Origin of the sequence: Puniceibacterium sediminis (assembly GCF_900188035.1) — a bacterium.
Taxonomy (GTDB): domain Bacteria; phylum Pseudomonadota; class Alphaproteobacteria; order Rhodobacterales; family Rhodobacteraceae; genus Puniceibacterium; species Puniceibacterium sediminis.
In genome coordinates this window covers 451,591-477,541 of record NZ_FZNN01000001.1, presented here as the reverse complement: position 1 = coordinate 477,541, position 25,951 = coordinate 451,591, and the positions used below count along the sequence as shown (strand labels likewise).

Sequence of the window (25,951 nt, the reverse complement as noted above, 5' to 3'; positions counted from 1 at the left end):
GCCCAGTAAGCCGCCGTAACGGCGATGTATGCGGACAGGCCTTCGGGTCGGCTCACAACGACGCTCCGACCATCCGGGCGACGTCAATCAGGCGGTGAGCATAGGCCCATTCGTTGTCATACCAGGCGTAGATCTTCACCTGTGTGCCGTCGGTGACCATGGTCGACGGCGCGTCGATGATGCTCGACCGCGGATCATTGGTGTAGTCGGTGGAAACGAGTGGGCGGGTCTCATAACCTAATATGCCAGTTAGCTCCCCGTCGGCGGCGGCGGAAAAAAGGGCGTTCACTTCATCGACGGTGGTGGGACGTTCGACTTCGAACACGCAGTCGGTGAGCGAGGCGTTGAGCAACGGGACGCGCACCGCGTGACCATTCAGCTTGCCTGTCAGTTCCGGATAGATCAGAGTGATCGCGGTGGCGCTGCCGGTGGTCGTAGGGATCATGGAGTTGAGCGCTGAGCGGGCGCGGCGCAGGTCCTTGGCTGGACGATCAACGATGGTCTGCGTGTTTGTCACGTTATGGATTGTCGTTATCATTCCGTGCTTTATGCCAATACCCTCATGTATCACCTTAACAACGGGAGCGAGGCAATTCGTGGTGCAGCTTGCTGCGGTGATGATGTTGTGGCGCGTGGGGTCGTAGGTGTTGTGGTTCACGCCGTAGACGATGTTGGCGACTGAAGGGTCTTTGACCGGGGCGGAAACGACGACCTTTTTCACCCCTGCTGCAAAGTATGGCGCGATGCGTTCTGGTGTCTTGAAGTGGCCGGTGCAGTCTATCATCACGTCTATTTCGGCCAGCGGCAGGTCGTTCAGGTTGCGTGACTGGTAGCAGGGAATGCGTGTTCCGTTTATGGTTATGTTATTGGAATCGTATGAGAATTCAGCATCCCAGCGACCGTGGACTGTGTCAAATTCCAGCAGGTGGGCGTGCATCATCGGGTCGCCGACCGCGTCGTTGATGAAAGCGATCTCTGCGCCGCTTTCCAGCAGGGGGCGCAGGGCCAGCTTGCCCATGCGGCCAAGCCCGTTTATGGCGTAAGTAGTCATTGCAAACCCTTGTAATTATTCGATATCCACCAAATCACAGCCCCCGGGGCGAGCAGCCTCGACGCACTGCACATGGGGCCCGATCAAGGCGGCACGCATAGGCGCAGCATGTGACAGATTCATGACAACCGGTGTCAAAAACCATCGTATGGCAAGCGTATGGAAACCGTATGGTTTGCGTATGGCTGGCGTATGGCCCGCCCTGCGCCGACGTCAGGGCAGGATTTCGAACTTCATCACATCGACCATGCCCCGGTCGGTGATCTTGAGCGACGGGATGACCGGCAGGGCGAGGAAGGCGAGTTGCAGGAACGGCTCTTCCAGCGTGACGCCAAGGCCGCGGGCGGCGGCGCGCAGATCGGTCAGGGCGTCGCGCACCACCTCGAACGGTTCAAGGCTCATGAGGCCGGCCACCGGGAGGGAGAGTTCGGCGAGGATCACACCATCACAGGCGACGACAAAGCCGCCCTCAATCTCGGCCAGGCGGTTGGCGGCAAGGGCCATGTCGGCGTAGTCGATCCCGACGCAGGCGATGTTGTGGTGATCGTGACAGACGGTCGAGGCGATGGCACCGGATTTCAGACCAAAGCCGCGCACAAAGCCGTTGGCGATATTGCCGTTCTTGCCGTGCCGTTCGATGACGGTGATCCGGGCAAGATCGCGGGCGGGATCGGGGAGTTTGTCGCCATCGGCCACGGGAATATCTTCGTGCAGGTGATCGGTCAGGATCTGGCCGGGGCGGATGCCGATCACATCGGTGTCGGTGCGGTTGGCGCGGGAACGGAAATCCTGCGGGCTGACGCGTGGGGCGCGGACGGAATTGCGCCCAACCGGGGGGATGATGTCGCGCGCCGCAAAGGTCGCGTCATCGACCACCCTGCCCGCACATAGAACCAGCTGCGCGTGGCAGCCCGAAAGCGAGTCGATGGCAACGATGTCGGCGCGCTTTCCGGGGGCGATCATGCCGCGATCCTTGAGGCCGAACGCCTCGGCCGCGGAAAGCGACGCGGCGCGGTAGGCGGCCAGCGGCGGCGTGCCAAGCGCGATCAGGGTGCGGATCATGTAATCAAGGTGGCCATGTTCAGCGATATCAAGCGGATTACGGTCGTCGGTGCAGAGGCACATGTAGGGCGAGGTGCGTTCATTCAGCAGCGGCTGCAGGGCGTGCATATCTTTGGACACCGACCCTTCGCGGATCAGGACGCGCATGCCCTTGCGCAGCTTTTCCAGTGCCTCGGGCGCGCTGGTGGCTTCGTGTTCGGTGCGGATGCCGGCGGCGATATAGGCATTCAGGTCGCGGCCAGACAGCAGCGGGCAGTGACCGTCGATATGGCCGCCTTCAAACAGGGCGAGCTTTTCCATGGCTGCCGGATCGCGGTGAATCACGCCGGGGTAATTCATGAATTCCGCAAGGCCGATGGCCGATGGGTGGCCCATCAGCTCGGCAAGGTCGGTCGCCAGCAGTTCGGCGCCGGCGGTTTCCATATGGGTCGAGGGCACGCAGGAGCTAAGCTGGACGAGGACGTCCATCACGGTGCGTTCGGATGCGGATTGGAAATAGCGGATGCCGTCGGCGCCAATGACATTGGCAATCTCGTGCGGATCGCAGATGGCGGTGGTGACACCGCGCGGGGCGACACAGCGGTCGAATTCAAACGGAGTGACAAGCGAGGATTCGATGTGCAGATGGGTGTCGATGAACCCCGGCACCAGCGTAAGGCCGGTGACGTCGATGACATTTGCGCCCTCATAGGAGTCACAGATGCCAACGATGGTGTCACCGCAGATGGCAACGTCACCAGTCAGCATTTCGCCGGTCATGAGGTCAAATATCTGCCCGCCGCGCAGGATCAGATCGGCGGGTTCATCGCCGCGCGCCTGCGCGATGCGCCTGTTGAGATCGGCCATGTCAGTCCCCTGTCAGCTAAGTTGCCCCTAGCAGACCGTATCACGGGCAAGAGGTAAAGGACTGCCTCTGCGGGAATGTTTAACATTTTACCCCGGACAGAGAAAAAGCGGCAGGTCGGGACCCGCCGCTTTTCCTGCGCTCTGGTTTGCGCGCATCCGTGTTTCAGTGAGGCTTAACCCATGGAGGATCTGTCGTTATCCCGCTGTTCACGCCGGTCACGCTTGCCTGTGAGCGCCACTATCAGAGCCGCAATCAATGTGAGAGCGGCTAATCCAGCGATGAAGACGTCGGTCGTCATTGCTCGCTCCTTTTCGTTGCCCTTGGCATCCCAACGCGAGCAGGACAGTGCCGGTTCCGGGGCCCGGGTCCTGTTCACGGTTTTGGGATGTCGCGTGCGGTCAGTAGTCGCGCGCCTCGGGAATGAAATCGGTCAGGGTGAATTCGACACGGACCAGATAGATACTGTCCTTTGGTCCCTGTTCGAGTTCTCCGCCCAACTGCGTGGCAAAGGCGCGGATCAGGCGCGAGCCAAGTCCGTTGCTGTGGGTCGGATCGACTGTGTCTGCGTCGCAGGAGTTGGAAATCTCGATGGCGGCGCGGGTCTTGTCGATGCGTTTGAAGCTGACCGAGACGCGGGGCATGCCCGTTTCATCCGGATGGATGTATTTGACCGCATTGGTCAGCGCCTCGGCGGTAAGAAGTGACAGCGGAACCGCCTGATCAGGGTAAAGTTCAATGTTTTCGAGCTCGGTATCCAGTTTGATCCGCAAGGGGGTTTCGTCAGCCACCAGTGACATCTGCTGGATAAGATCATCAAGCAGGCGCCCGGCATCCACATGGCCCAGATCTTCGGTCTGGTAGAGGTTGCGGTGGATCGTCGCCAGGCCGCGAATACGGTCCTGCAGGCGACGCAGGACAATCTGCGTTTCTTCCGATTGGCTCTGGCGGATCTGCATGTTCATGATCGACGAGATGAGCTGAAGGTTGTTCTTGACCCTGTGATGCACCTCTTTCAGCAGGATGGTCTTTTCCCTGAGGGCGTTTTCCAACTGCGCCTCGTCCTGCATGATCGCATCGGCCATATGCAGGAAATCGCTTTCCATATCGCGCAGTTCCAGCGCCATCTGCGCGCCGACGGTTTCCTGTGGCAACCGGCGATTGCGGGCAAAATTGCGCATCTGCTGGCTAAGGGTGCGCACATGGCGGATCACCAGACGGTTGATCGCAAGGAAGGCGACAATGACGCTGGCCGCCCACATCAGGAACGGCAGGATCTTGGCAAAGTCGTTGACCTGCACGGCGCTGGCAGCACTGCCGTTTTCCGGCCAGATGCTGAGCGCGTAGACCAGCCCCGGCACCAGCGGCGCGACGGCAAAGATCCGCGTCTTGCCGTCAGCGCTACGCGCCTTGAAGCTGCGGGCGGTTGAACCAGAGAGGGTCGCCAGATCCAGTGCGTCTGGCAAAAGCTGCATCGTGTGTTCCCGGGGCGAACGCGAGGACAGCACCTGACCGGTGGTGTTGAAGGTCAGCAGTTCATCGATGTCACTGTCGGGATCGGGAAATTCGCGGTCACGCAGTCCGATCGCAGGGATCGAAATCGAGACATAGCCCGCAACGGCACCATCGCGCATGAACGGTTCGGCGACCATGAGCACGGCTTGCTTGCTGATCCGCGGCGTGTCGTTCAGCTGAACGGTCGAGCGCGGGTTGTCCATGATGTAGCGATAGTTTGGCGAGGTCGAGATATCGACGGTTTCGCCAGCCGAGGAGCACCGCAGGATACCCTCATGCGACAGGATGCCGGCGAAAGAGACATTTGGCCTGGTTTCGACGTATTCCTTGAAGATGGCCGAACATTCTTCGTCGTCGCCCTGATAGAGCAACGCCGCAGAACCAAGCGCCTGCGCCGCGCCCAGAGCGCGCAGAATTGTCTGACGCTCTCCGGAGGCGGCGGATTCTGTCAGTGCGGTCAGGCTAAGCTGCGACCGGGCACGGGTTTCCTGACTGAGTTCGGCAGTCTGAAGATAAGCCACGACACCCAGAGGGATGAGCGCGATCGACAGAAAGCCGATAATACGCGCTGCCAGCCCGCCGGGCAGCGGGCGGGGCCCTGCTGCTCCGATCATGCTAGCCTACCGAGGCGGTGCGGTTGCCGGAAATCACCGCAAGGGTCGCTCCGTCAGTCATTTCAAGCGCATCATCCATATCGAGATGCATGAGTTCCGCCAGCCGTGCACGTGCACGGTTTGTGCGGCTTTTGATCGTACCGATAGCGACTCCGCACATTTCTGCGGCCTCTTCGTAGGAAAAGCCCGAGGCCCCCACGAGGATCAGCGCCTCGCGTTGTTCATCGTTCAGCTTGGCAAAGGCGATGTGAAAGTCGTTCATCTGTAGGCGACCGTCATGGGCCGGCTTTTCGGAAAGTGACGCCGTATGAATGCCATCCACGTCCGCCACTTCGCGCCCCGCCTTGCGGCGGTTCGAGTAATAGGTGTTGCGCAGGATGGTAAAGAGCCAGGCGCGCATGTTGGTGCCGGGCTGGTAGCTGTCGATCTTGGTCCAGGCCTTGACCAGGCTGTCCTGAACCATGTCATCGGCAAGCGCGCCATTGCGCGTCAGACTGAGCGCGAAGGCACGCAGCGCAGGCAGGTGTTCGACGATTTCGTCGCGGGGATCGTCACTCATTTGGAATCCCCATGATTTTCGTCGTCCTGCTGACCCTTCAGCTGGGACAGAAGATCGAGAAACCTGTCGGGAACCTTCTGCTCAAGCATGTCCTGATAGACCCGCTTGAGATTATCGTCGATTACCTGTGACTGCCGTGCCTTGTTGCGATCCTGCGCCATTCTTGTACCTTACCTTTTCGGACGCGCCCCTGCGTCCTAAACCTCAGATTGCGCATCAGCGCTAAAAGAAACGACAAAAAACCGCTTTGCCATGCTCTTCTTGGGAACTAACAGGGTTCGCAGGCGTTTGGTTCCAGAAAAAGTGCAGGAAGGACAATAAACATGACACAGGTGGATCTAAGCAGCGAAGTTGGCGCCGCTCTGCCGTATCTGCGCCGCTACGCGCGCGCGCTGACCGGAAGCCAGAGCAGTGGCGACAACTATGCAGCTGCCACACTGGAGGCGGTTCTGGCCGATCGCAGCGTCGTTTCTGACGCCTCTTCGCCCAAGGTGGGACTGTTCGCCATGTTCCATGGCATCTGGGTCACCACCGGTGCCCCGGTTGAGGAAGAGGACGCAGGCCCCCGGGCAATTGCGCAGAAACATCTTCAGCGTCTGACAACAAACAGCCGAGAGGCGCTTTTGTTGCATACGATCGAAGAATTTAACCTCGGTGAGGTTGCCGAGATCATGCAGATCGGCAGTGACGAGGCCGAAAATCTGGTGACGATTGCCCGTCAGGAAATGGCCGACGGCATTTCGGGCCGGGTGCTGATCATCGAGGACGAGGCGATCATCGCGATGGATCTGGAAAGCATCGTGGCCGATCTGGGCCACCGTGTGACCGGCGTGGCGCGCACGCGCGACGGGGCGGTCAAGCTGGGGACATCCGACGCGCCGGATCTGATTTTGGCGGATATCCAGCTGGCCGATAATTCGTCGGGTGTGGATGCAGTGCGGGATCTGCTGGCGGAACTGGGTCACCGTCCGGTGATCTTTATCACGGCCTTCCCCGAGCGTCTGCTGACGGGTGAGCGTCCGGAACCGGCCTTCCTGATCTCAAAGCCCTACTCCGAGGATCAGGTGCGTTCCGCAATTTCGCAGGCGATGTTCTTTTCGTCTACGGAAACGCTGAAGGTCTGAATTCGCGATACTGCGGCGGCGCTTTGGCGTCGCCGCGGTTGCGCACCCACAGCACGATTAGAACACAGCACGAATAGAAAAAGCGCGCCCGGTTTCCCGTGGCGCGCTTTCTTTCATCCTGGCGCTCGCCATGGTCAGGGGCGACCATGGCGTTGCGTTGCAGATGCAATCAGACCTTGCGAAGCACGCGGGCCAGAAGAGCCACCACAAACAGCACCAGGAAGATCACAAAGAGGATCTGTGCGATGCCAGCGGATGCAGACGCGATACCGCCAAAGCCGAACACACCGGCAATAATGGCGACGACAAAGAAAATAACGGCCCAGTACAGCATTTTTCGACTCCTAAAGTGAAACGTCAGACATGACTGCGACGCGACCGCGGCCCGGCGACAAGCCAGATGATGAAGCCGAGGATCGGAAGCACCAGAATGAGCAGTGTCCAAAGCACCTTTGATCCCGTGCCGCGGTTTGACCCAAAGATCGAAATGATCGCGTAAAGGTCCAGCCCGAGAACAATAAGGCCGCCGAGTCCTGCGTAATCCAGCATGTGACGTTCCTGTGTTGCATCCTGCCAACGGCGGTCAGGATTTCTAAAGGAGCAACGTCACAGAGGCGTGATGGTTCCCAAGGCGGCACGAAAATTGAGCCGGATGGGAGTTGTCTGGTCCAAGGGTAGCGCCAGCCCGCCGTAGCGGGCCGACGCCTTTTGTGGTTTGTTTTACGCCAGTGACGGCAGCCAGAGCACGATGGATGGGAAGGCCACCAGCAGCGCGATCGTCACGCCATCGGCAAAGAAGAACGGCATGACCCCGCGGAACACATCATGCACCGATATGTCGTCGCGCACGCCTGCCACCACAAAGCAGTTGAGCCCGATGGGTGGCGTGATCAGACAGAACTCGGCCATCTTGACCACGAGGATGCCGAACCAGATCGCGCACATCGTGCCGTTCATGCCAAAGGCGCTGTCGGCGGCAGACACATATTCGCCCCCGTTCAGCGCCATGACGGCGGGATAGACCACCGGCAGGGTCAGCAGCAGCATGCCGATGGCATCCATGAACATGCCCAGCACCGCATAGGCCAGCAGGATGCAGATCAGGATCATCATGGGCGAGTAGTGCAGCGAGGTGATCCAGTCGGAAAAGGCGGTTGGCAGATCGGCAAAGCCAAGGAAGCGGACATAGATCAGCACGCCCCAGATGATGGTGAAGATCATCACCGACAGCTTGGCCGTCTCCATCAGGGCGTCCTTGAGTTCGGCCCACCGCATGCCGCGAAAGACCGCGATGACAAAGACGATGAAGGCCCCGATGGCGCCGCCTTCGGTCGGGGTGCCCCATGCGTCGCCGCCAAAGGGGTTGTAGACGAAGAAGATGATGATGATCACCACCGCAAAGATCGGCATTGCGGGCGGCAGGGATTCGAAACGCTCGCGCCAGGTGAAGCCGGTGACGGGCGGGCCGAAACCCTTGACCGTCAGCGCGAGGCCGATGATCAGGCCAGTGTAGACAAAGGCCGAAAATACGCCGGGGATGAAGCCCGCGAGCAGCAGTTTGCCCACGTCCTGTTCGACGATGATCGCGTAGATCACCAGAATAGCCGAGGGCGGGATGAGCGATGCCAGCGTGCCCGCCGCCGCCACGACACCGGCGGCAAAGCGTTTGTCATATCCGACGGCCAGCATTTCCGGGATCGCGATGCGGGCAAACACCGCCGCCGTCGCCACGGATGCGCCCGACACGGCCGCAAAGCCGGCGGTCGCGAATACGGTCGACACGGCGAGGCCACCCGGCACCCAGGCGATCCAGCGTTTGGCGGCCTCGAACAATGCCCGCGTGAGGCCGGCGTAATAAGCGAGGTAGCCGATGAGGATAAAGGTGGGGATCAGCGACAGAGCCTGCGAGGCGACCTTGCCGTGGGGCACCTGCCCTGCCGTCTTGATGGCGACGGTCAGCGCCCAGCCGAGCTGTGCGAGTTCGTAATCCTTCTTGTCCCAGAAGATCCAGATCAGGCCGATGAGGCCCGCAAGTGCCGCGGCAAAGGCCACGCGCATGCCAAGCACGACCATGACCAACATGCCGCCCGTGACCCAGAGGCCAATTTCGATGGAGTCCATGGCTTTAGTCCCGCCCTTGAATATGTTCGGCTTCGGCGGCGGCCTGTTCGGCCACGCTCATGATCAGCGGTACGGCGACGGGGTTTTCCAGCCCAAGGATAAACGCCCGCCCATAGCCCCAGAGTTGCAGGATCAGCCGCAGGCAGAGCACGAAGAAGGCCACCGGCACGACCAGCTTGGCCGGCCAGATCGGCAGACCGATGTCGATCGAACTGTCACGGCTCCAGAGCGGGGCGGACATGTCAAAGCTGCGGTCAAAATGCGCCCAGGAGCCCCAGACCAGCGCCGCCATGAGAAGAAGCACGCCAAAGGTGGTGATGAATTCCGCCAGCCATAGCGCGCGGCCTTTCAGCGCCCCGACCACGATATCCATGCGGATGTGCCCGCCGTTGCGCTGCACATATGAAATACCAAGGATCGCGATCAGCGGCATGAAGGCTTCGATCCAGTCGACATAGCCCGACAGCGGTTTGTTGAAGCCGTTGCGCCCGGTGACAGAAACCACCGCCAGCACCATGAGGCCAAAGGCGAAGATGCCAGAGATCAGCGCAAAGAAACGCTCGACCACGTCAAGAGACCGGTCAAGGGCGCTGAGAAGAGAGGCGTCACGCAGTACAGAGGAAGTGCCTGCCATCGGGGGCGGACTCCTGTCTTATTGGTCAGTAATGGAAATGGCCCCGGCAGAACTGCCGGGGCCGCGGGGTCGATCAGTTGCCGGCGCGGGTCTTGGCCAGGGTGTCGTTCACCAGATCAAAAAGTTCCTGAGCGGGCATGCCCTGCGCGCTCATTTCCTTGATCCAGGCCTGCTGGATCGGATCGCCTGCGACCTTTTTGAACTCGGCAAGCTCTTCGTCAGAGATCATCACCTTTTCCACGCCCTTTTCCGCCAGTACGGCATCCCAGCGCGTCAGCAGTTCGCCGTAGTTATCGAGATAGTAGGCGATTGATTCGTCGACCGAGCTGTCCAGCGCCTCGCGCTCGGCGTCGCTCAGCGCGTCATAGGCATCGATGTTCACAACGATCGGGCAGTTCACGGTGCCGGGGTTGAGGTTGGCGGTCCACCAGTCGGCCTCGTTGATTGTGCCAAAGGACAGGTGGGCGTGCTGGGCAAAGGCGACGGTGTCGACCACGCCGGATTCCATCGCCTGATACGCCTCGGAAGAGGTCACGGATGTCGGGACACCGCCCACGGCACGGAAGGCTTCGCCGATGCCGCCGGTTGCACGGACGCGCATGCCGCCGAACTCGGAAATCTTGTGACGCGCCTTGCCGGTGCCCACCAGATTGTACTGCGGCATCGGTGAGGTCATCAGCATCCTGGCGTTCCACTGGGCCATTTCCTTGGCCACGGCGGGGTGAGCGTAGACAGCGTGACTGACAGCGACCTCTTCTGCCAACGTGTTCACACCCAGGAAGGGCAGTTCCAGAACGGTGATCGCACGGTTCTTGTCGGCATGGTAACCGGCGCAGAACTGCGCCATCTCGAAGGCGCCGATGCTGATTCCGTCAAGGTTTTCAGTGTTCTTGGACAGACCACCGTAGCTGATATTCATGGTGAATTCGCCGTTTGTCTTCTGCTCGACCAGTTCGGCCAGCTTGTGGACGTGTTCGGTAAAGGCACGGCGCTTGCCCCAGACAGAGACGTTCCATTCAGTGGCCATAGCCTCTGTGGCGAGTCCTAGGCTGAACGCGGCGACAGTCAGTTTGGCTGCGATGTGATTCATGTGGTCTTCCTCCCGGTTGAATGGCGGTGTGTCCCGCCTGAAGCGGAAAACCTAAAGGATCGACGCGGAGGCGCAACCCTATTGGTATCCTGTCATGGGCATAGCGGCGAAATCGCGGGTCCTGACGCGGGGGAATCGTGATGACATCCCCCTGGCGACCGTCATTGAATGCATCGTCCAGATCGTAGAGCCAGTGGGTTTGAGGGACCTCATTGAGACCGCAATGCACTGGAGGAATAGCTGACCTTCCCGCCGCAGAAACACGCGCCCGTTTGCTGTGCGAGGTTCCTGTCTGGAGGATGAGCGGGAAAAATTGGTTAACGAAAACAAACGTGTATCTTAACCTTCATGAACGAAAATTCCGATTCTGGACTCCTTTCCGACGGTAAGATCAGCGATATGTGGTAAAGTGAAGTTTGAAGGCCTCTCAACCAAAAGGAGTTTGAAATGCATTTCTCGGTCCTTCCACCCTGGGCCGCCCCCGTTTCGACCGGCCATCCGTTCGGCCTGCCTGAAACCAGCGCCCAGACCAAAAGCGTCACGCGCGTAACCGCCGTTACGCAGCAATCGTCGAGCGACACCGACATGATGCAGGAAAAGTCTCCGACCCAGTTCTGGCGCGCAGCCGGCGGTGAGCCGGACCCCACGACTCATGTTGCTCCGCCGTCGATCATACAGCTCAAGATCAGCGCCATGCTGACCAAACAGGCCGAGTTCCCGCCTGGCCAGGGGCCTGAAGGCGAACAAGATGTGGAAGCTGGCAAGGAAGTCAGCGGCAACGACGAGGACACCGCCGAAATCGATGGGGAAAGCGAAGCTTTGCCGGCCGAGCCGCGGCGTGATGCAACGGCTTCGGGTTACAAGCAACTTCCCGAATTGCCCCAGCCAGAAACCAGATCATCCACAACGACGTCGGCAGACGCCAGCGACCGAAGCCATACCGCATTTACGACGCTTCCAGCTGAGCAACCTGCGCAACGCCTTTCATACGCCTAGGGAAACCTTGCGAACCATTGAGTTTGGTTCTCCTAATTGCATCGCTTTTCATGGTCGTCCTGATGCCCTATAAGCGGGCAACCGCACGCGCAGCCCAAGGGGTATGACGCGATAGGAACCGGGCGAGGATGGCATGAACAAGAATACTTACGACTCCGACGTGGCCTTCATTAAGGCACTGGCAGAACTTTTGCGCGAAAACGATCTGACGGAACTGCAGGTCAAACGCGATTACGGCGAAGACGACAGTCTGAACGTGCGCGTGAGTCGCATGCACCCGGCACCGGCCGTTTATGCATCGGCCCCGGCTCCGGCTTTGACCCCGGCCGCTGGTGCCCCCGGCCCCGCCGCTGCCCCGGCAGCTGTGCTAGCCGAAGATCCAGCTTCCCATCCCGGGGCGGTCAGTTCCCCGATGGTTGGCACGGTCTACATGCAGGGTGAACCGGGATCGCCGGCGTTTATCCGCGTGGGACAGCAGGTTTCCGAAGGCGATACACTGCTGATCGTCGAAGCGATGAAAACCATGAACCATATTCCTGCACCCCGGGCGGGCACCGTGAAGCGTATTCTGGTCGAGGATGGCGCGCCGGTCGAATACGGCGCTCCGCTCGTGATCCTGGAATAGGGCACTGGCAATGTTTGACAAAATTCTGATCGCCAACCGCGGGGAAATTGCCCTGCGTGTTATCCGTGCCTGCCGCGAGATGGGCATCGCCTCGGTGGCCGTACATTCGACCGCAGACAGCGATGCAATGCACGTGCGCATGGCGGACGAAACGATCTGCATCGGGCCACCGCCTTCGGCAGACAGCTACCTGCTGATCCCCGCGATCATTTCGGCCTGTGAAATCACGGGCGCGCAAGCCATCCACCCCGGCTATGGTTTTCTGTCCGAAAATGCAAAGTTTGTGCAGATTATCGAAGATCACGGCCTGACATTCATCGGTCCGACTGCGGAACACATCCGTGTCATGGGCGACAAGATCACCGCCATCGAGACCATGAAAGCGCTTGGTGTGCCCTGCGTTCCCGGATCGGGCGGCGCTGTGCCTGATCTTGAAACCGCCAGGAGCGTCGGAGCCGAAATCGGCTATCCGGTGATCATCAAGGCCACTGCGGGCGGTGGCGGACGCGGCATGAAGGTCGCGAACAATGACGCCGAAATGGAGCGTGCCTTCCTGACGGCCCGGTCCGAAGCCAAGGCCGCCTTTGGCAACGATGAAATCTATATAGAGAAATACCTGACCACGCCCCGCCACATCGAGATCCAGGTCTTTGGCGATGGCAAGGGCGGTGCCGTGCATCTGGGTGAGCGTGACTGCTCACTCCAGCGTCGGCATCAAAAAGTGCTGGAAGAGGCACCGGGCCCCTGTATTTCAGAAGAAGAGCGCGCGCGTATCGGCAAGGTTTGCGCCGATGCTGTGGCCAAGATCGATTATGCCGGTGCCGGGACAATCGAATTTCTCTACGAAAAGGGCGAGTTCTTCTTCATCGAAATGAACACCCGATTGCAGGTGGAACACCCCGTCACCGAAGCGATCTTTGGCGTCGATCTGGTGCGCGAACAAATCCGCGTCGCGGCGGGGCTGCCGATGTCCTTTGAACAAAAGGATCTCAAGATCAACGGCCACTCGATCGAGGTACGAATCAACGCTGAAAAGCTGCCAAACTTCTCGCCATCTCCGGGTCGGATCACCCAGTATCATGCGCCGGGCGGGTTGGGCGTACGGATGGATTCCGCGCTCTATGATGGGTACAAGATCCCCCCCTACTACGACAGCCTGATCGGCAAGCTCATCGTGCACGGCCGCGACCGGACCGAGGCCCTGGCCCGGCTCCATCGCGCACTGGGCGAGCTGATTGTGGACGGCGTGGATACGACGGTTCCTTTGTTTCACGCACTGCTGGAAGAACCCGACATTCATTCGGGCAACTACAACATCCATTGGCTGGAGCACTGGCTGGAACAAACTCTGAAACAGGACTGAGGCGCTGCATGATCCAGGCCGCGCCCAAGACTTTTGACAAAAGTCTTGCCAAAAGTTTTCTGAAAACTTTTGGGCGCGCTGCCTCGTGACCGTCTCGCCCGATCTTCTGCTTCAGGCCTATCGAAATGGCATCTTCCCGATGTCAGAAAGCCGCGACGACCCAGATATCTTCTGGGTCGACCCCCGCCGACGCGGCATCTTTCCACTGGACGGATTTCACGTTTCGCGCAGCTTGGGGCGCAGGCTGATCAGACCAGATTATAACGTTACCATCGATATGGATTTCACGGGGGTGATTGATGCCTGTGCCGACCGTCCTGAGACTTGGATCAATCCCGAAATCCGGGAGCTTTACACAACTCTCTTCTCTCTTGGGCACGCGCATTCTTTGGAAATATGGCAGGATGGACGCCTTTCTGGTGGCGTCTATGGCGTAACCGTTGGCGCGGCGTTCTGCGGCGAATCCATGTTTTCACGCCGCACCGACGCGTCCAAACTGGCGTTGACCTGGCTGGTGGATCATCTCAGAAGAACAGGCTTTTGCCTGTTCGACACGCAATTTCTGACACCGCACCTCGCCTCTCTTGGTGCGATTGAAATCACGCGTTCCAAGTATCATCAACTCTTGCAGCAAGCTTCAGAAAAGACGGCGGATTTTTGTGGGGTGTCGCTTGAGACGTCAGCTCAGGAGGTTTGGCAGCGCATGGCCCAGACGTCATAGCGCGCGTGATCCATGGCGTTCAGAGCTGGTGCCGAAGCCACCATCCAGCCGCGAAAAATCGGATCAGGTTTGCCGGACTCGCGGATTGTTACAAAGGCATATGCGTCCCCGGCCGGGTTGCCTTCCGGGTAGCGACAATCGTCCAGCTCAACCTCGATACGGCCCAAGGCCTGACGCTCTCCCTTGGAGAGTTCCATGTCCGTGACTTTGCCGGTGAGTTTGTCGAGCGCGCGTAGCGTGGCGCCGTTGGAATCTGTCACGGCTTCCTGCGCCTGCGCACTCAGGCTCATCGCCACCAGGAAAAGGGCTGTAAAACGGATCATTCGGTGACCTCTACGCCGCAGCGTCCGGCACCCTTGGAGGAAATGCACAATACACCCGTGGCAAAAATAGACATGTGACTATTCCGGGCTCCAGGCCTCGTAGTCACTTCTGTCAGCAGGCTCGGCACGGCGTATCGACCCGGCTGGCGCATAGGCTAAAGCAGTTCCTGTCAGGTTTTCCTGATGCGGCTTTTCCCAGACCTTGTGGACCATCGGCCGTTCGGTCGGCGGGTCCTGATAGGTGTGATGCAGCCAGCCGTGCCATTCAGACCCGATCCGGCTCGCCTCGGCCTCACCATTGAAAATCACCCAGCGGCGCTTACCGTCGGCAGTCTGGTAGAAGATGTTCCCTTGCGAATCATCGCCCACCCGCTGGCCTTTGCGCCAAGTGTAAAGCTGAGTATTCAGTGTCTGGCCGTTCCACCATGTCACGGCGCGCAGAAGATTGCTGAGAATGCCCATGGAAGACTCCTTCGTAGTTCAGCTATCTATGAACCATCGCGTGAACGACGTCCAGCGCAGCCTTGCCGCAGGCGCAGTTTGGCGGTTCCCCAGGGTTAAATCTTTGTGAAATCAGGCTGCCACGGGGGCCAGCGCGGTCAGTTCGATTTCGATCCGGTACTTGGCGTCAATCAGGCCGCATTCGATCATCGTGGCGACCGGCGGATTGTCTCCGAAGGTCTCAGCCAGGATTGGCCAGCACTTTTCGAAATCCGAAGCGGTCGGCAGATAGTATGTGACCCGGACCGCATCCGAGAACCCCGCACCGGCCTGCCGCAACGCCCAGCCAATGGTTCCAAGCGCCGTACGGCACTGTTCTTCGACGGTGTCGCCCTGCCCCACTGTCCCTGCCACATGCACAAAGCCACCGGCGACAACAGCGCGGCAGTAACCGATTTTTTCCTCGAAGGGGCTGCCGGAATGGATGCGTTTGATCGTCATGAGGGACCCTTTCTGGGGTAGGTCAAGGTGCCTCAGCATCAACGCGTTGCGTCCCGCCAAGTCAACACCCTTTCGCAATCTCAGATGCAAAAAGGGCGGGGTCTTACCCCGCCCCCGTGACTGAAATGTTCAGCTTGATCAGCCTGCTGTGGCCGGCTCTTTTTTCTGATCGGCATAGATCATGAGCGGCTTGGCATCCGAGTTTACGGCCTCTTCGTTGACCACAACCTCGATCACCTCATCCATCCCCGGGAGTTCGAACATCGTCTCCAGCAGGATTGCCTCGAGGATCGAGCGCAGACCACGTGCGCCGGTCTTGCGGGCAATGGCCCGTTTGGCGATTGCGGTCAGCGCATCGTCGGTAAAGGTCAGCGCGGTATCTTCCATCTCGAACAGGCGCTGGTACTGCTTGACCAGCGCGTTCTTGGGCTGGGTCAGGATGGTCACCAGAGCATCTTCGTCCAGATCCTCAAGCGTTGCCAGAACCGGAAGACGTCCGACAAATTCCGGGATCAGACCGAATTTGAGCAGATCCTCAGGTTCGAGATCCTTGAAGACTTCGCCTACGCCGCGTGCATCAAGGTCGCGCACATCGGCACCAAAGCCCATGGCAGAACCCTTGCCGCGCTGCGAGATGATCCGGTCAAGACCGGCGAAGGCGCCACCGCAGATAAACAGGATGTTGGTCGTGTCCACCTGCAGGAACTCCTGCTGGGGATGCTTGCGGCCGCCCTGCGGCGGAACACTTGCCACGGTGCCTTCCATCAGCTTCAGCAGCGCCTGTTGCACGCCCTCGCCCGAAACATCGCGTGTGATCGACGGGTTTTCGGACTTGCGGGTGATCTTGTCGACCTCGTCGATATAGACGATGCCGCGTTGCGCGCGCTCGACATTGTATTCGGACGATTGCAGCAGCTTGAGGATGATGTTTTCAACATCCTCGCCGACATAACCGGCCTCGGTCAGGGTCGTTGCATCCGCCATGGTGAACGGCACATCCAGAATCCGCGCCAGCGTCTGGGCCAGCAGCGTCTTGCCGCAGCCGGTGGGACCGATCAGCAGGATGTTGGATTTGCTCAGCTCGATGTCGTTGGTCTTTTGGCTGTGGTTCAGACGCTTGTAGTGGTTGTGGACCGCGACCGACAGCACACGCTTTGCCATCATCTGCCCGATTACGTAATCGTCCAGAACATTACAGATTTCGCGAGGTGTCGGCACACCATCAGCAGCTTTGAGGCCAGAGCCCTTGGTCTCTTCCCGAATGATATCCATACACAGTTCGACACATTCGTCGCAAATGAACACAGTCGGTCCGGCGATCAGTTTGCGGACCTCATGCTGGCTTTTGCCACAAAAGCTGCAGTAAAGGGTGTTCTTGCTGTCACCGCCAGAATTCGTCGCCATATCGCACCTTTCTTCACCGTCTGGCCAGGCCTCTGAATAGGCCAAATTTCCGCGCCAGCCGTTAAGTTCCCATCAGCTTAGGACAGGGATTTCCGCTCTACAATCGCAAAATTTGCCGCGCGGGGGCATCAGCCCCCGCAGGCGCAGTTATCGTTTCAGGACTTCGTCTCTTCGACGGCGTCACGGTTCGCCACGATTTCGTCGATGTGACCCCATTCCTTGGCCTCTTCCGGCGACATGAAATTGTCGCGGTCCAACGCCTTTTCAACGGCCTTTTTTGTCTGGCCGGTGTGCTTCACATAGATGTCGTAAAGCCGATCCTTGAGCTTTTGCGTCTCGGCCGCGTGGATCATGATATCGGACGCCTGGCCCTGATACCCGCCCGAGGGCTGGTGCACCATGATGCGGCTGTTGGGCAGCGAAAAGCGCATGCCGGGCGCGCCGCCAGCGAGCAGGACAGAACCCATCGAAGCGGCCTGGCCGATGCACAGGGTGCTGACCTTTGGTTTGATGTACTGCATCGTGTCGTAGATCGACAGGCCCGACGTCACCACGCCACCGGGCGAGTTTATGTAGAGGCTGATTTCTTTTGCGGGGTTCTCTGCCTCAAGGTGGAGAAGCTGCGCCACGATCAGGTGGCTCATCCCGTCATGGATCGGGCCGTTGATGAAAATGATCCGTTCCTTGAGCAGGCGCGAAAAAATGTCATAGGCCCGTTCGCCACGGCTGGTCTGTTCGACCACCATCGGCACGAGGTTCATGTAAGTTTCAACTGGGTCTCTCATGTCGGCCTGCCTGCTGCTGCTGCTGTAAACGTGTCTATCTTGTCGCGGTTACCAGAGTCTTAGTGTTGGGCTTAGGTACCCGCAAGGGGCCGACAGTAAATAAGGGCCCGACAGTGCCGACACAAGACAATTGCCCCGCAGCGACGCGCGCGCGGGGCAGCCGGGGAGACCCGGGTAAAGCTTACAAGGGCTTGGGACAGATCCGCCGCAGGGCGCGCTGTTGCGGCCTGCGGCGGACTTTGACTTATTCTACGACGCTTTTGAGGTATTCCGTCACAGCGGCGATGTCCGAGTCTTTCTTGAGACCGGCAAAGGACATCTTGGTGCCCTTCATCGCCTTTTTCGGATTGGCCAGGAATGCAGCGAGATACTCTTCGCTCCAGGTTCCGCCATCCGACGCCATCGCCTTGGAATACTTGAAGCCATCGACCGATCCGACTGTGCGACCGACAATGGCGTGCAGCTGCGGGCCGACCTTGTTTTTCGCATCCGCGCCAACCTCGTGACAGGCGCGACACTTGCGAAACACCTTTTCGCCCGCTGCCGCCAGATCCGGATCGAAAGCCGCCAAAACCGGCTCTGCCACCGGGGCAGGCTCGGCTGCTTGCTCCACGGGAACTGCCTCTGCCTGCGCCGTTGCAGCGGAAGATTCGGCCGGTTCCGCAGTGTCCGTGGATTCCTGCGGTGTCACATCCAGAACCGTCGCCTTCATGGTGATTTCGACCACGCCTTTGCAGTCGGTCATGCAGGGCTCAACCCGCCAGTGGGCATATTCCGATTCGGGCCGGTCATCGGGGATGAAACCGCCGACATTGGGCATTTCCACCTCGGTGAAATTCTCGCGGCTCAGCACGAAATCATCATCGACCAGAAAGTTGGAATACAGAATATAGGCGGTGATGGCATAGACATCGTCCGCGCTCAGGCTCTGGGCATTGCCGAACGGCATGGAGCGGTTCACGTAGTCCCAGGTGGTCGAGAGGTACGGCCAGTAGGACCCCACCGTCTTGACCGGATCGACATTGGCCAGCGTTCCGTCGCCACCGGCGAGCTTGGGCCAGTTGCCCAGACCTTCGGCAAATTCGCCGTGGCAGCTGGCACAGTTGTCAGAGAAAATCTGCTCACCGTCCGCGACCGAACCGGAGCCGTCGGGCAGACCTGTGCCATCAGGCGACACGTCAAGATTCCAGGCGGCAATCTCGTCCGGCTCTGCCACGCGGCCCAGTCCGAAAGGACCGGCCACCGCAGGGCCCGCGATCAGCGCACTAACGATAACGGCGCAAAGGGTTTCAGGATACTTCGACATTTTCAGCCTCCCCCGTTGGCTTGACCCACCAGGTCTGAATGCAGTTGTTGTGATAGACCGAGTTCAGCCCGCGCACTTCGCGCAGCTGTGCCTTGGTCGGCTGGACATACCCGGTTTCATCGATGGCGCGGGATTGCAGCAGCATTTCGCTGCCGTCCCATTCGGTATCCAGATAGAAGCGCGTGAGCGCCTTGTTCTCGCCCTCGCGCGCCAGACGCGCGGTTTCCCAGGTCTTGCCGCCATCCTTGCTGACATCGACGCGGGTGATGCGCCCATGTCCGGACCACGCCATGCCGGTGATGACCAGAGGTCCCGGTCCATGGGTGATCGGCGCCTGCGGGCTGGGCGATGTGACAACGGATTTCGCATCCATCACCCAGGTGAATTTGCGCGCCGTGCCATCCGCCAGAACGTCGGTGTATTTGCTGGTCTCTTCGCGGCTTTCGACCGGCTGATCGGTGACTTCGATCCGGCGCAGCCACTTGATCCACAGGTTACCTTCCCAGCCCGGCACCACAAGCCGCACAGGGTATCCGTGTTCCTTGCGCAACGCTTCGCCATTGGCCTTGAAGGCGACGATCACATCGTCCAGTGCCTTTTCCATCGGGATCGAACGGCCGTTGGACGAGGCATCCGCGCCTTCGACATAGATCCACTTGGCCGAGGTGTCATAGCCCGCTTCCTCAAGCAGGGTACGCAGCGAAACGCCGGTGTATTCCATGTTGTGGATCATACCGTGGGTGAACTGCGCGCCATTCAACTGCGCCCCCGCCCATTCCATGCCGGTGTTGGCCGCACATTCCAGGAAATACACGTGGTTTTCACGGGGAAACCGTTCGAGGTCTTCGTAAGAAAACACCAGCGGTTTATCCACCATGCCGTTGATCATCAGACGGTAATCGGGCTTGGCCAGTTCGATGGCGCCCGAATGGTGCCGTTCAAACGCGCAACCCTGCGGTGTGATCGTTCCATCCAGCGCGTGGATTGGGGTAAAGTTGATCGAGCTGATGGGATCAGCGGTCAGCCACGGCACATTGCGCCGGACGGCATCGCTTTCGAACCGGATCGGCAGCCCGTATGGCGTCGCATCCACCGGATCGCCAAAGCCCTGTGCCCAGGGCTGTACTTCGGTGATCAGCGGATCGCCTGCCCGCGCCATGCCAGCCCCTGCCAGCGTTCCACCGGCCGCCAGTGACGCCTTGAGAAAGGCGCGGCGCGAGGTGGCTTTGAGTTTTGTATCGGACGTCATATCCTGCCTCCTTTCACATCCACACATTCGCCTATGTGAATGGAATTGCCAAAAAGTTTAGTGCCAGACGGGCGGGGCCTAAGCCCCGACCACCGACACGCTGGTGTTTTCCTTGGGCGTCACAGTGCCCAGCTTGCGGATGTGACTTTCGACCACATCCCAGATCGGCGGGCCTTCGGTGCCCTCGTTGACGCTGGCCCAGCCGGCGACGACGTAGTTGCGCGACGGGTCAATGGACTCGCCGGTCGAAAGCAGCGTCATGTCGGAAATCCGCTCGCCCTGCGGCTTGGTCACGTCGATGCGGTAGCCCATGCCACCGACGCGCACCATGTCGCCGCCCTGCTGGTAGAATGGGTCGGGGTTGAACAGGTTGTCGGCCACGTCCTCCATCACCACCTTGAGGAATTCGCCCGTCATTTCCGTACGATAGGCGTTGGGATAGGTCATGGATGTAACGTTCCAGATATCCTCGCGGGTGATGTCCTGACCGGGCAGGATCGATGGCCCCCAGCGCACGCCGGGCGACAGGGCAATCTCGGCCTCGCGCTCGGACAAGAGCGCATCGCAGATTACATCATCCCAGCTACCGTTGAAATTGCCGCGCCGGTAAAGCAGGCTGCCGGCGGTACCAATCACTTCGGACATCTCTGCCGCAAACGGCGCGCGCTGTTCATCGATCAGGGCCGTCATCGCAGGATCCGGTGTGATGACATCCGAAAGGATCGGGATCAGCTTGTGCCGGAAGCCCATCATCCGTCCGTCACGCACGTCCAGATCGACGCGGCTCACGAATTTGCCGTTGCTGCCAGAGGCGACGATGATCGTTTCGCCCACCAGCACGGGTTCGGGCAGCGCATCATGGGTGTGGCCCGACAGGATCACGTCGATTCCTGTGACGACGCTGGCCATCTTCTTGTCGACGTCAAAGCCGTTGTGGCTGAGCAGTACGACCAGTTCAGCCCCCTGCCCGCGCACTTCGTCCACCATTTCCTGCATGTGCTGGTCGCGGATACCAAACGAATATTCGGGGAACATCCAACCGGGGTTGGCGATGGGCATATAGGGGAATGCCTGACCGATCACCGCCACCTTGACCCCACCACGTTCAAAGAACTGATAAGGCTTGAACGCCTCGGCCGGTTCGTCCCATTCGGCGTCAAAGATGTTCTGACCGAGGGCCGCAAAGGGCAGACCGGCGACGATCTCGTTCACCCGCTCGGAGCCAAGCGTGAATTCCCAGTGGAAGGTCATCGCGTCCGGCTTCAGCCCGTTCATCACGTTAACCATGTCCTGCCCGGCCGTTTTGTAGCAGCTGTAAGAACCATGCCAGGTATCGCCGCCGTCCAGCAGGATCGCATCGGGGCGTTCCGCGCGGATCGAGTTGACGACAGTCGCCACCCGATCAAGCCCGCCGACGCGGCCATATTCCGACGCAAGAGCAGAAAAATCGTTATAGGTAAGGGCATAGGCAGAAGGGCTGCCATCTTCGATGCCGTACATCTTGCGGAAATCGGCACCGGTGACATGCGGCACCGCACCCTTGTTCGCGCCGACACCGATATTGACCTCGGGTTCGCGGAAATAGATCGGCTTCAGCTGCGCATGGATGTCAGTGATATGGATCAGCGACACGTTGCCGAATGTGTCGAACTGCAACAGCTGGTCCTGCGTCAGACGCTGCTGCGCGGCCAGACGGGACCAGTTGCCAAAACCAGAGGCCCCCACCAGAGCCGAGGCGGCCATGGAGACCTGCATGAAGTCGCGTCTCGAAATCATCGCTTGCCCTTTCGGTCAGTACACATGCGCATGTGTGCATGTGTTTAGTTTGAAAAACCCCGCGCCTTGAATCAGGCACGGGGCAAAGACTTAGTTACGGACGCTGGGCGCCTCGACATCAAGACCATTGCCGCGCGAAGCGACATAAAGCTCAAGCGCCACAAATTCGGGGCTGCCCGGCTTGAACGTCTCGGCACGCGTGTCGCGGATGCAGCCCTTGAAGCGGTCCTGCACCTGATTCAGCTTGGTGTTTTTCAGGCGATAAACCGGAAAGCCGTTGATCTGGCCCTGGCTCAGGTGATCCGCACGGATGTAATTGCCATAATTGTCTTCGTGGCAATTCGCGCAGGACAGTTCGAGCTGGCCGTAGCGCGTGTAATACATCTCTTTGCCCTGCTCCCAGGTGGACTGGACCGGGCCGTCGATCGCTACATTGACCGGCATACCGCGCGACGCGACCGAAATCAGCGCCTCCATCCCGGTCATGTCGTTCGAAGTATAGCCGTATTCCGCTGCTTCCATGTTGTCGGTGCGGCAGGCGTTGATCTGCATCGCCAGGGTGCGGACTTCTTCGGCGTCGGCATTCCACTTGGGATATGTCGCGCGCACGCCAGCCATGCTTTCCATGGCGTCGCCGTGGCAGGAGGCACAGGATTTACCGGCATCCCCATCGACCGTGTCCCAGGCTTCCTGGGCCGCGTCGACAGCAAGAAACGCCGGGTTGTCGAAATCGTCCATCTGCGTGGCCTGCGTATCCACTTCGCGGAAACGCCAGCCGGAATAGATCTCGCTCAGGCCCTCAATATAGGCCGGGGCCTCGGCATGAGTGGTGATCTCGAGATCGCCGTTGATGACCAGATCGTTTTCGCTCGGATCAGCCCAGGCACCAGTCGCCACTGCGATCAGCCCGGCAGCCAGAGCAGTTGTTGTTGTTCTCAGCATCTTATCCCTCCCATTGAGGCGCCGGGCCGTTTTCAGGCCCGGTCGCTGCCGTTCTTCAGCCGACGGTGATCGGCTTGTTGTCCTCGTAGACAGAGCCGTCGTCATCATACCATTTGAACTGGAACTCGCCCGTTTCCGGCACAGTGGCCTGAAATTCGACATACGGGTTGGTCGAGATCGCCGGTTCCAGTGTGACGTCGATCACGTTCTGGCCGTTGAAGTCGCAGGTAAAGCGATTGATGATCGAGCGCGGGATCTTGTTGCCGTCGCTGTCCTTGCGCTGGCCGGATTCCATCGGGTGACTGATCAGCGTCTTGATGGTGATCACCTCTCCGGCGGATGCCGAACCGGGAACCTTGACGCGGGGTTTTACACCTGTTGCCATATCTTGAACTCCTTAACTCAGCCGCCGCAGCCGCCGATAGTGACTTTGACCGTCTTGCTGGTGCGCGCAAAGGTGCCGTCGCCAAGCTGGGCGATGGCGATAAGATCCTGCGTGCCGGCAAGGCGAATACGGGTGCTGGCAGTCTGGCTGCCAGCCAGCGGTCCAAAGTTGAACTGTGCCACCGGCGGCGTCGGGTTGCCGGCTGCAAGCAGCAGGATGGCCTTGGCACCGGGGGCGCTGACTTCGACCGGCACGGTGTTGCCGTTCTCGGCGATCTCGGGCGCATTCAGATCTACGCCCGCATCCCCCATTTCGGCACCGCCGGTGAATGCGGCGATCAGATCGTCAACTGCCTCTGCATTGGCGCGCATCGGCAGAAAGCTCATCAGCGCCGCGCCGGCACCTAGGGCCAGTGTCTCGCGTCTTGTGAAATCCATACGGTGTCTCCTTGTCTCGTGGCGCGGTATGCGCGCCCTGTCTCGTGACGCGCAGTAGCGCCCTGCCCCGGGGGGCTGTTACTGCGTCTTCAGTGTCATCAGAAACGCTACAACATCTTCGATCTGCTGCGCGCTCAGAAGCGGCTCAAGTTCGCCCTTGGCTGCTTTGCCGGTGTAGGCATCGCCGGGGCGGATATAGCCAGTCGTCTTGTAGAACGACGGCATCATCGTGCCCTCGTAAGTCATTTTGGCATCGGCCACGATTCCACGTAGCTCGGCCTCGTTCCAGCGGTCGCCGACGCCATCCAGACTTGGTCCGACATTGCCCTGAAAGGCAGCGTCCAGCGCAGATACCTGATGGCAGGCCACGCAGTTGCCCATCGACCGGGTCGAAACCACCTTGGCACCCTCGGCAGCATCGCCGGCTGCGCCGCTCAGCGATGCCTCGACAGCGCCGTATTCAGTATAAGTCACGTCGCCGGGTACGACAGGATTGGCAAATGCCGTGCCCGCCGCCAGCGTCATGGCCAGTGTGAGTGTTGTGAGCCTCATGGTTCCTCCCTAGGCTGTCCGATCTCAAGTCGCGTCGGCCTGAAACTTAACTTAGGGCACCACCACCCCAAGACGCAAGACAAATTCACAAAAATGAATGATTGCGTGTATTCAATCCGTCGATCCGTTGTTGCGTTCCTGGATCCGTCTTGCGTGGTATCGCTGAAAATCCTCATCGGTTTCAAGAGTGTATCGTTTTTCGTTGACCCAGGTGAACATATCCAGCGTGGTGCCCGGCCCGAATGCCCCCGGCATCACTGCCACCGCCGCATCGGCTGCCGACTCAGCGGTCGGCACCTCTTCGGGCAGGAACAGGATCGTCGGGGTGAACAGCACGCGCCACTTGCGCGCCGCCGCCTTTTCACTCAGCACTTCTCCGTCCAGATCGGTGACCTCAGTGTCTCCGTGCAGGTTCAATTGTACCACAAAATAGTTGTCCGAAATATAGCTGCTGATCTCGGGGCGCGGAAATACCTCTTCGTGCATCTGGGTGCAGTAGACGCAGCCGCGCTGTTCAAAGAACAGCACCAGCCGTTTGCCTTCTGCGTTGGCTTCGTCCAGATCTTCGCGCAGATCCTTGAAGGTGTCGCGCATCCAGGCGGTCTTGTGCAGGCCATCATCGCCCAGTTCAGCCGCCCAGCCCGGCAGTGCCAGCATCGCAGTCACCGCCATCAATATCATCCGTATCATAATGCTCCCTTTCATCATTGCCGCCTTGCATCGCGGCCCCCCTTTTCCCGGCTCTGATCTTCCAACGACGTCGTCACGACCCCGTCAACCGAGCGACGTGAACCCCGGAAACCACCGAATCAATGCATCCGAGATCAGGTTCACGCTGTCTGTCGCGATCAGGATAGCAAAGACGATCAGCATCACGCCCATCACCTTTTCGGCATAGGCCAGGGTCGATCGGTGCCGCGCGCTCCATCGCAGGAACGGGCCGGAAAACAGCGCCGCCACGATGAACGGCGCTGTCATGCCCAAGCCGTAGACCATCAACAGCAGCCCGCCGCGCCAGATGTCACCCATGCCGGATGCAATCATCAGGATCGACGCCAGCGCCGGGCCGACGCAGGGCGTCCAGCCAAAACCAAAGGCCAAGCCCATGACATAGGCACCCAGCACCGTGGTCGGTTCGGCCGTGCTTTCGATCTTTGCCTCGCGATACAGCAGCGGCACCCGGATCACCCCGAGGAAGTGCAGCCCGAACACTGCCAGGATCGCGGCGGCCACATAGCTTAGCGGCTGGCGCCAGTCGGCAAAGGCCTGCCCCAGCGCCGTGGCCCCCATGCCCATCAGCACAAAGATCGTCGTCACCCCCAGCGCAAAGAACACCGACGACAGCAGCAACCGACGCTGGGCACCCGGCGCAATACCGGTATCGCTGCGCAGTTCCGACATGGACAGACCCGCCATGTAACACAGGTAAAAGGGTACCATCGGCAGGATACAGGGGGTAAAGAAACTGAGAATGCCTGCAAAGGCGGCACCTGCAAATGACATGTCCAGCATTTCAGATACCCACCCTTGA

General features: G+C 59.8%; 30 protein-coding genes. 5 read left to right on the top strand and 25 right to left on the bottom strand.

What is annotated here, in order from left to right; all coding sequences use genetic code 11:
* Positions 1 to 52: 52 nt before the first annotated feature.
* The 6 genes from CHB75_RS02220 to CHB75_RS21940 all read right to left on the bottom strand — a co-directional run bounded on the left by CHB75_RS02220 (position 53) and on the right by CHB75_RS21940 (position 5,734).
* On the bottom strand, positions 53 to 1,051 hold the full coding sequence (locus CHB75_RS02220; RefSeq protein WP_089268872.1) for an ArsJ-associated glyceraldehyde-3-phosphate dehydrogenase: 999 nt from the start codon (positions 1,049 to 1,051) through the stop codon (positions 53 to 55).
* Between the two features lie 213 nt (positions 1,052 to 1,264).
* Complete coding sequence (gene ade / locus CHB75_RS02215) at positions 1,265 to 2,959, bottom strand: adenine deaminase (protein ID WP_089268871.1); 1,695 nt, start codon at positions 2,957 to 2,959, stop codon at positions 1,265 to 1,267.
* A 173-nt stretch (positions 2,960 to 3,132) separates the two neighbouring features.
* Complete coding sequence (locus tag CHB75_RS22330) at positions 3,133 to 3,258, bottom strand: hypothetical protein (RefSeq protein WP_281253175.1); 126 nt, start codon at positions 3,256 to 3,258, stop codon at positions 3,133 to 3,135.
* A 100-nt stretch (positions 3,259 to 3,358) separates the two neighbouring features.
* The gene (locus CHB75_RS02210) at positions 3,359 to 5,086 is read right to left on the bottom strand and encodes a sensor histidine kinase (protein WP_089268870.1); all 1,728 of its coding nucleotides are present in this window, start codon (positions 5,084 to 5,086) and stop codon (positions 3,359 to 3,361) included.
* A gap of 1 nt (position 5,087) precedes the next feature.
* Positions 5,088 to 5,645, bottom strand: coding sequence for an RNA polymerase sigma factor (locus tag CHB75_RS02205; RefSeq protein WP_089268869.1), 558 nt, complete (start codon positions 5,643 to 5,645; stop codon positions 5,088 to 5,090).
* Positions 5,642 to 5,734, bottom strand: a complete 93-nt coding sequence (locus CHB75_RS21940) for a NepR family anti-sigma factor (protein ID WP_245840640.1) — start codon at positions 5,732 to 5,734, stop codon at positions 5,642 to 5,644. The genes CHB75_RS02205 and CHB75_RS21940 overlap by 4 nt, the downstream gene beginning before the upstream one ends.
* A 234-nt stretch (positions 5,735 to 5,968) precedes the next feature.
* On the opposite strand from CHB75_RS21940, the gene CHB75_RS02200 reads away from it, so the two are divergent.
* Positions 5,969 to 6,769 carry a response regulator gene (locus tag CHB75_RS02200; protein WP_089268868.1) on the top strand — a complete coding sequence of 267 codons (801 nt, stop codon included), beginning with the start codon at positions 5,969 to 5,971 and terminating at the stop codon, positions 6,767 to 6,769.
* Positions 6,770 to 6,938: 169 nt separating this feature from the next.
* Here CHB75_RS02200 and CHB75_RS02190 read toward each other — a convergent pair whose 3' ends face one another.
* The 5 genes from CHB75_RS02190 to dctP all read right to left on the bottom strand — a co-directional run bounded on the left by CHB75_RS02190 (position 6,939) and on the right by dctP (position 10,614).
* Positions 6,939 to 7,103, bottom strand: coding sequence for a DUF1328 domain-containing protein (locus CHB75_RS02190; RefSeq protein ID WP_089268866.1), 165 nt, complete (start codon positions 7,101 to 7,103; stop codon positions 6,939 to 6,941).
* A gap of 23 nt (positions 7,104 to 7,126) precedes the next feature.
* On the bottom strand, positions 7,127 to 7,315 hold the full coding sequence (locus CHB75_RS02185) for a PLDc N-terminal domain-containing protein (RefSeq protein ID WP_089268986.1): 189 nt from the start codon (positions 7,313 to 7,315) through the stop codon (positions 7,127 to 7,129).
* 174 nt (positions 7,316 to 7,489) lie between these two features.
* Entirely contained in the window at positions 7,490 to 8,890 is a 1,401-nt protein-coding gene (locus CHB75_RS02180; RefSeq protein ID WP_089268865.1) for a TRAP transporter large permease, read from the bottom strand.
* 4 nt (positions 8,891 to 8,894) lie between these two features.
* The gene (locus CHB75_RS02175; protein ID WP_089268864.1) at positions 8,895 to 9,524 is read right to left on the bottom strand and encodes a TRAP transporter small permease subunit; all 630 of its coding nucleotides are present in this window, start codon (positions 9,522 to 9,524) and stop codon (positions 8,895 to 8,897) included.
* Positions 9,525 to 9,597: 73 nt separating this feature from the next.
* Positions 9,598 to 10,614 (bottom strand): TRAP transporter substrate-binding protein DctP, encoded by a 1,017-nt coding sequence (dctP, locus tag CHB75_RS02170; RefSeq protein WP_089268863.1) that lies wholly within the window; start codon positions 10,612 to 10,614, stop codon positions 9,598 to 9,600.
* 447 nt (positions 10,615 to 11,061) lie between these two features.
* On the opposite strand from dctP, the gene CHB75_RS02165 reads away from it, so the two are divergent.
* The 4 genes from CHB75_RS02165 to aat all read left to right on the top strand — a co-directional run bounded on the left by CHB75_RS02165 (position 11,062) and on the right by aat (position 14,319).
* Complete coding sequence (locus tag CHB75_RS02165) at positions 11,062 to 11,610, top strand: hypothetical protein (RefSeq protein ID WP_089268862.1); 549 nt, start codon at positions 11,062 to 11,064, stop codon at positions 11,608 to 11,610.
* 133 nt (positions 11,611 to 11,743) lie between these two features.
* Positions 11,744 to 12,235: an acetyl-CoA carboxylase biotin carboxyl carrier protein gene (accB, locus tag CHB75_RS02160; RefSeq protein ID WP_089268861.1), complete on the top strand. Its 492-nt coding sequence runs from the start codon at positions 11,744 to 11,746 to the stop codon at positions 12,233 to 12,235.
* 10 nt (positions 12,236 to 12,245) lie between these two features.
* Positions 12,246 to 13,598, top strand: coding sequence for an acetyl-CoA carboxylase biotin carboxylase subunit (gene accC / locus CHB75_RS02155; protein ID WP_089268860.1), 1,353 nt, complete (start codon positions 12,246 to 12,248; stop codon positions 13,596 to 13,598).
* A gap of 85 nt (positions 13,599 to 13,683) precedes the next feature.
* Positions 13,684 to 14,319: a leucyl/phenylalanyl-tRNA--protein transferase gene (gene aat / locus CHB75_RS02150; protein ID WP_089268859.1), complete on the top strand. Its 636-nt coding sequence runs from the start codon at positions 13,684 to 13,686 to the stop codon at positions 14,317 to 14,319.
* On the opposite strand, the gene CHB75_RS02145 is transcribed toward aat, so the two are convergent.
* The 14 genes from CHB75_RS02145 to CHB75_RS02080 form a co-directional block, all read right to left on the bottom strand.
* Positions 14,283 to 14,642 (bottom strand): DUF2155 domain-containing protein, encoded by a 360-nt coding sequence (locus CHB75_RS02145; RefSeq protein WP_089268858.1) that lies wholly within the window; start codon positions 14,640 to 14,642, stop codon positions 14,283 to 14,285. The genes aat and CHB75_RS02145 overlap by 37 nt on opposite strands.
* A 78-nt stretch (positions 14,643 to 14,720) precedes the next feature.
* Entirely contained in the window at positions 14,721 to 15,104 is a 384-nt protein-coding gene (locus tag CHB75_RS02140; protein WP_089268857.1) for an NADH:ubiquinone oxidoreductase subunit NDUFA12, read from the bottom strand.
* 111 nt (positions 15,105 to 15,215) lie between these two features.
* Positions 15,216 to 15,584 (bottom strand): RidA family protein, encoded by a 369-nt coding sequence (locus CHB75_RS02135; RefSeq protein WP_089268856.1) that lies wholly within the window; start codon positions 15,582 to 15,584, stop codon positions 15,216 to 15,218.
* A 138-nt stretch (positions 15,585 to 15,722) separates the two neighbouring features.
* A complete protein-coding gene (clpX, locus tag CHB75_RS02130) occupies positions 15,723 to 16,988 on the bottom strand; it encodes an ATP-dependent Clp protease ATP-binding subunit ClpX (protein WP_089268855.1) in 1,266 nt (421 codons plus the stop codon).
* Positions 16,989 to 17,143: 155 nt separating this feature from the next.
* Positions 17,144 to 17,773 (bottom strand): ATP-dependent Clp protease proteolytic subunit, encoded by a 630-nt coding sequence (locus CHB75_RS02125; protein ID WP_089268854.1) that lies wholly within the window; start codon positions 17,771 to 17,773, stop codon positions 17,144 to 17,146.
* Positions 17,774 to 18,017: 244 nt separating this feature from the next.
* Positions 18,018 to 19,079, bottom strand: a complete 1,062-nt coding sequence (locus CHB75_RS02120) for a c-type cytochrome (RefSeq protein ID WP_089268853.1) — start codon at positions 19,077 to 19,079, stop codon at positions 18,018 to 18,020.
* Positions 19,063 to 20,328: a sulfite dehydrogenase gene (gene soxC, locus CHB75_RS02115; RefSeq protein ID WP_089268852.1), complete on the bottom strand. Its 1,266-nt coding sequence runs from the start codon at positions 20,326 to 20,328 to the stop codon at positions 19,063 to 19,065. Before soxC ends, CHB75_RS02120 begins: the two co-directional genes overlap by 17 nt.
* A gap of 78 nt (positions 20,329 to 20,406) precedes the next feature.
* Complete coding sequence (gene soxB, locus CHB75_RS02110) at positions 20,407 to 22,104, bottom strand: thiosulfohydrolase SoxB (RefSeq protein ID WP_089268851.1); 1,698 nt, start codon at positions 22,102 to 22,104, stop codon at positions 20,407 to 20,409.
* Between the two features lie 90 nt (positions 22,105 to 22,194).
* Complete coding sequence (soxA, locus tag CHB75_RS02105; protein WP_089268850.1) at positions 22,195 to 23,046, bottom strand: sulfur oxidation c-type cytochrome SoxA; 852 nt, start codon at positions 23,044 to 23,046, stop codon at positions 22,195 to 22,197.
* Positions 23,047 to 23,101: 55 nt separating this feature from the next.
* Positions 23,102 to 23,431 carry a thiosulfate oxidation carrier complex protein SoxZ gene (gene soxZ, locus CHB75_RS02100; RefSeq protein ID WP_089268849.1) on the bottom strand — a complete coding sequence of 110 codons (330 nt, stop codon included), beginning with the start codon at positions 23,429 to 23,431 and terminating at the stop codon, positions 23,102 to 23,104.
* Between the two features lie 17 nt (positions 23,432 to 23,448).
* The gene (gene soxY / locus CHB75_RS02095) at positions 23,449 to 23,868 is read right to left on the bottom strand and encodes a thiosulfate oxidation carrier protein SoxY (protein ID WP_089268848.1); all 420 of its coding nucleotides are present in this window, start codon (positions 23,866 to 23,868) and stop codon (positions 23,449 to 23,451) included.
* A 78-nt stretch (positions 23,869 to 23,946) separates the two neighbouring features.
* Positions 23,947 to 24,420, bottom strand: a complete 474-nt coding sequence (gene soxX / locus CHB75_RS02090) for a sulfur oxidation c-type cytochrome SoxX (protein ID WP_089268847.1) — start codon at positions 24,418 to 24,420, stop codon at positions 23,947 to 23,949.
* Positions 24,421 to 24,531: 111 nt separating this feature from the next.
* Positions 24,532 to 25,110: a thioredoxin family protein gene (locus CHB75_RS02085; RefSeq protein WP_089268846.1), complete on the bottom strand. Its 579-nt coding sequence runs from the start codon at positions 25,108 to 25,110 to the stop codon at positions 24,532 to 24,534.
* An 84-nt stretch (positions 25,111 to 25,194) separates the two neighbouring features.
* On the bottom strand, positions 25,195 to 25,932 hold the full coding sequence (locus tag CHB75_RS02080; protein ID WP_089268845.1) for a cytochrome c biogenesis CcdA family protein: 738 nt from the start codon (positions 25,930 to 25,932) through the stop codon (positions 25,195 to 25,197).
* Positions 25,933 to 25,951: the final 19 nt, after the last annotated feature.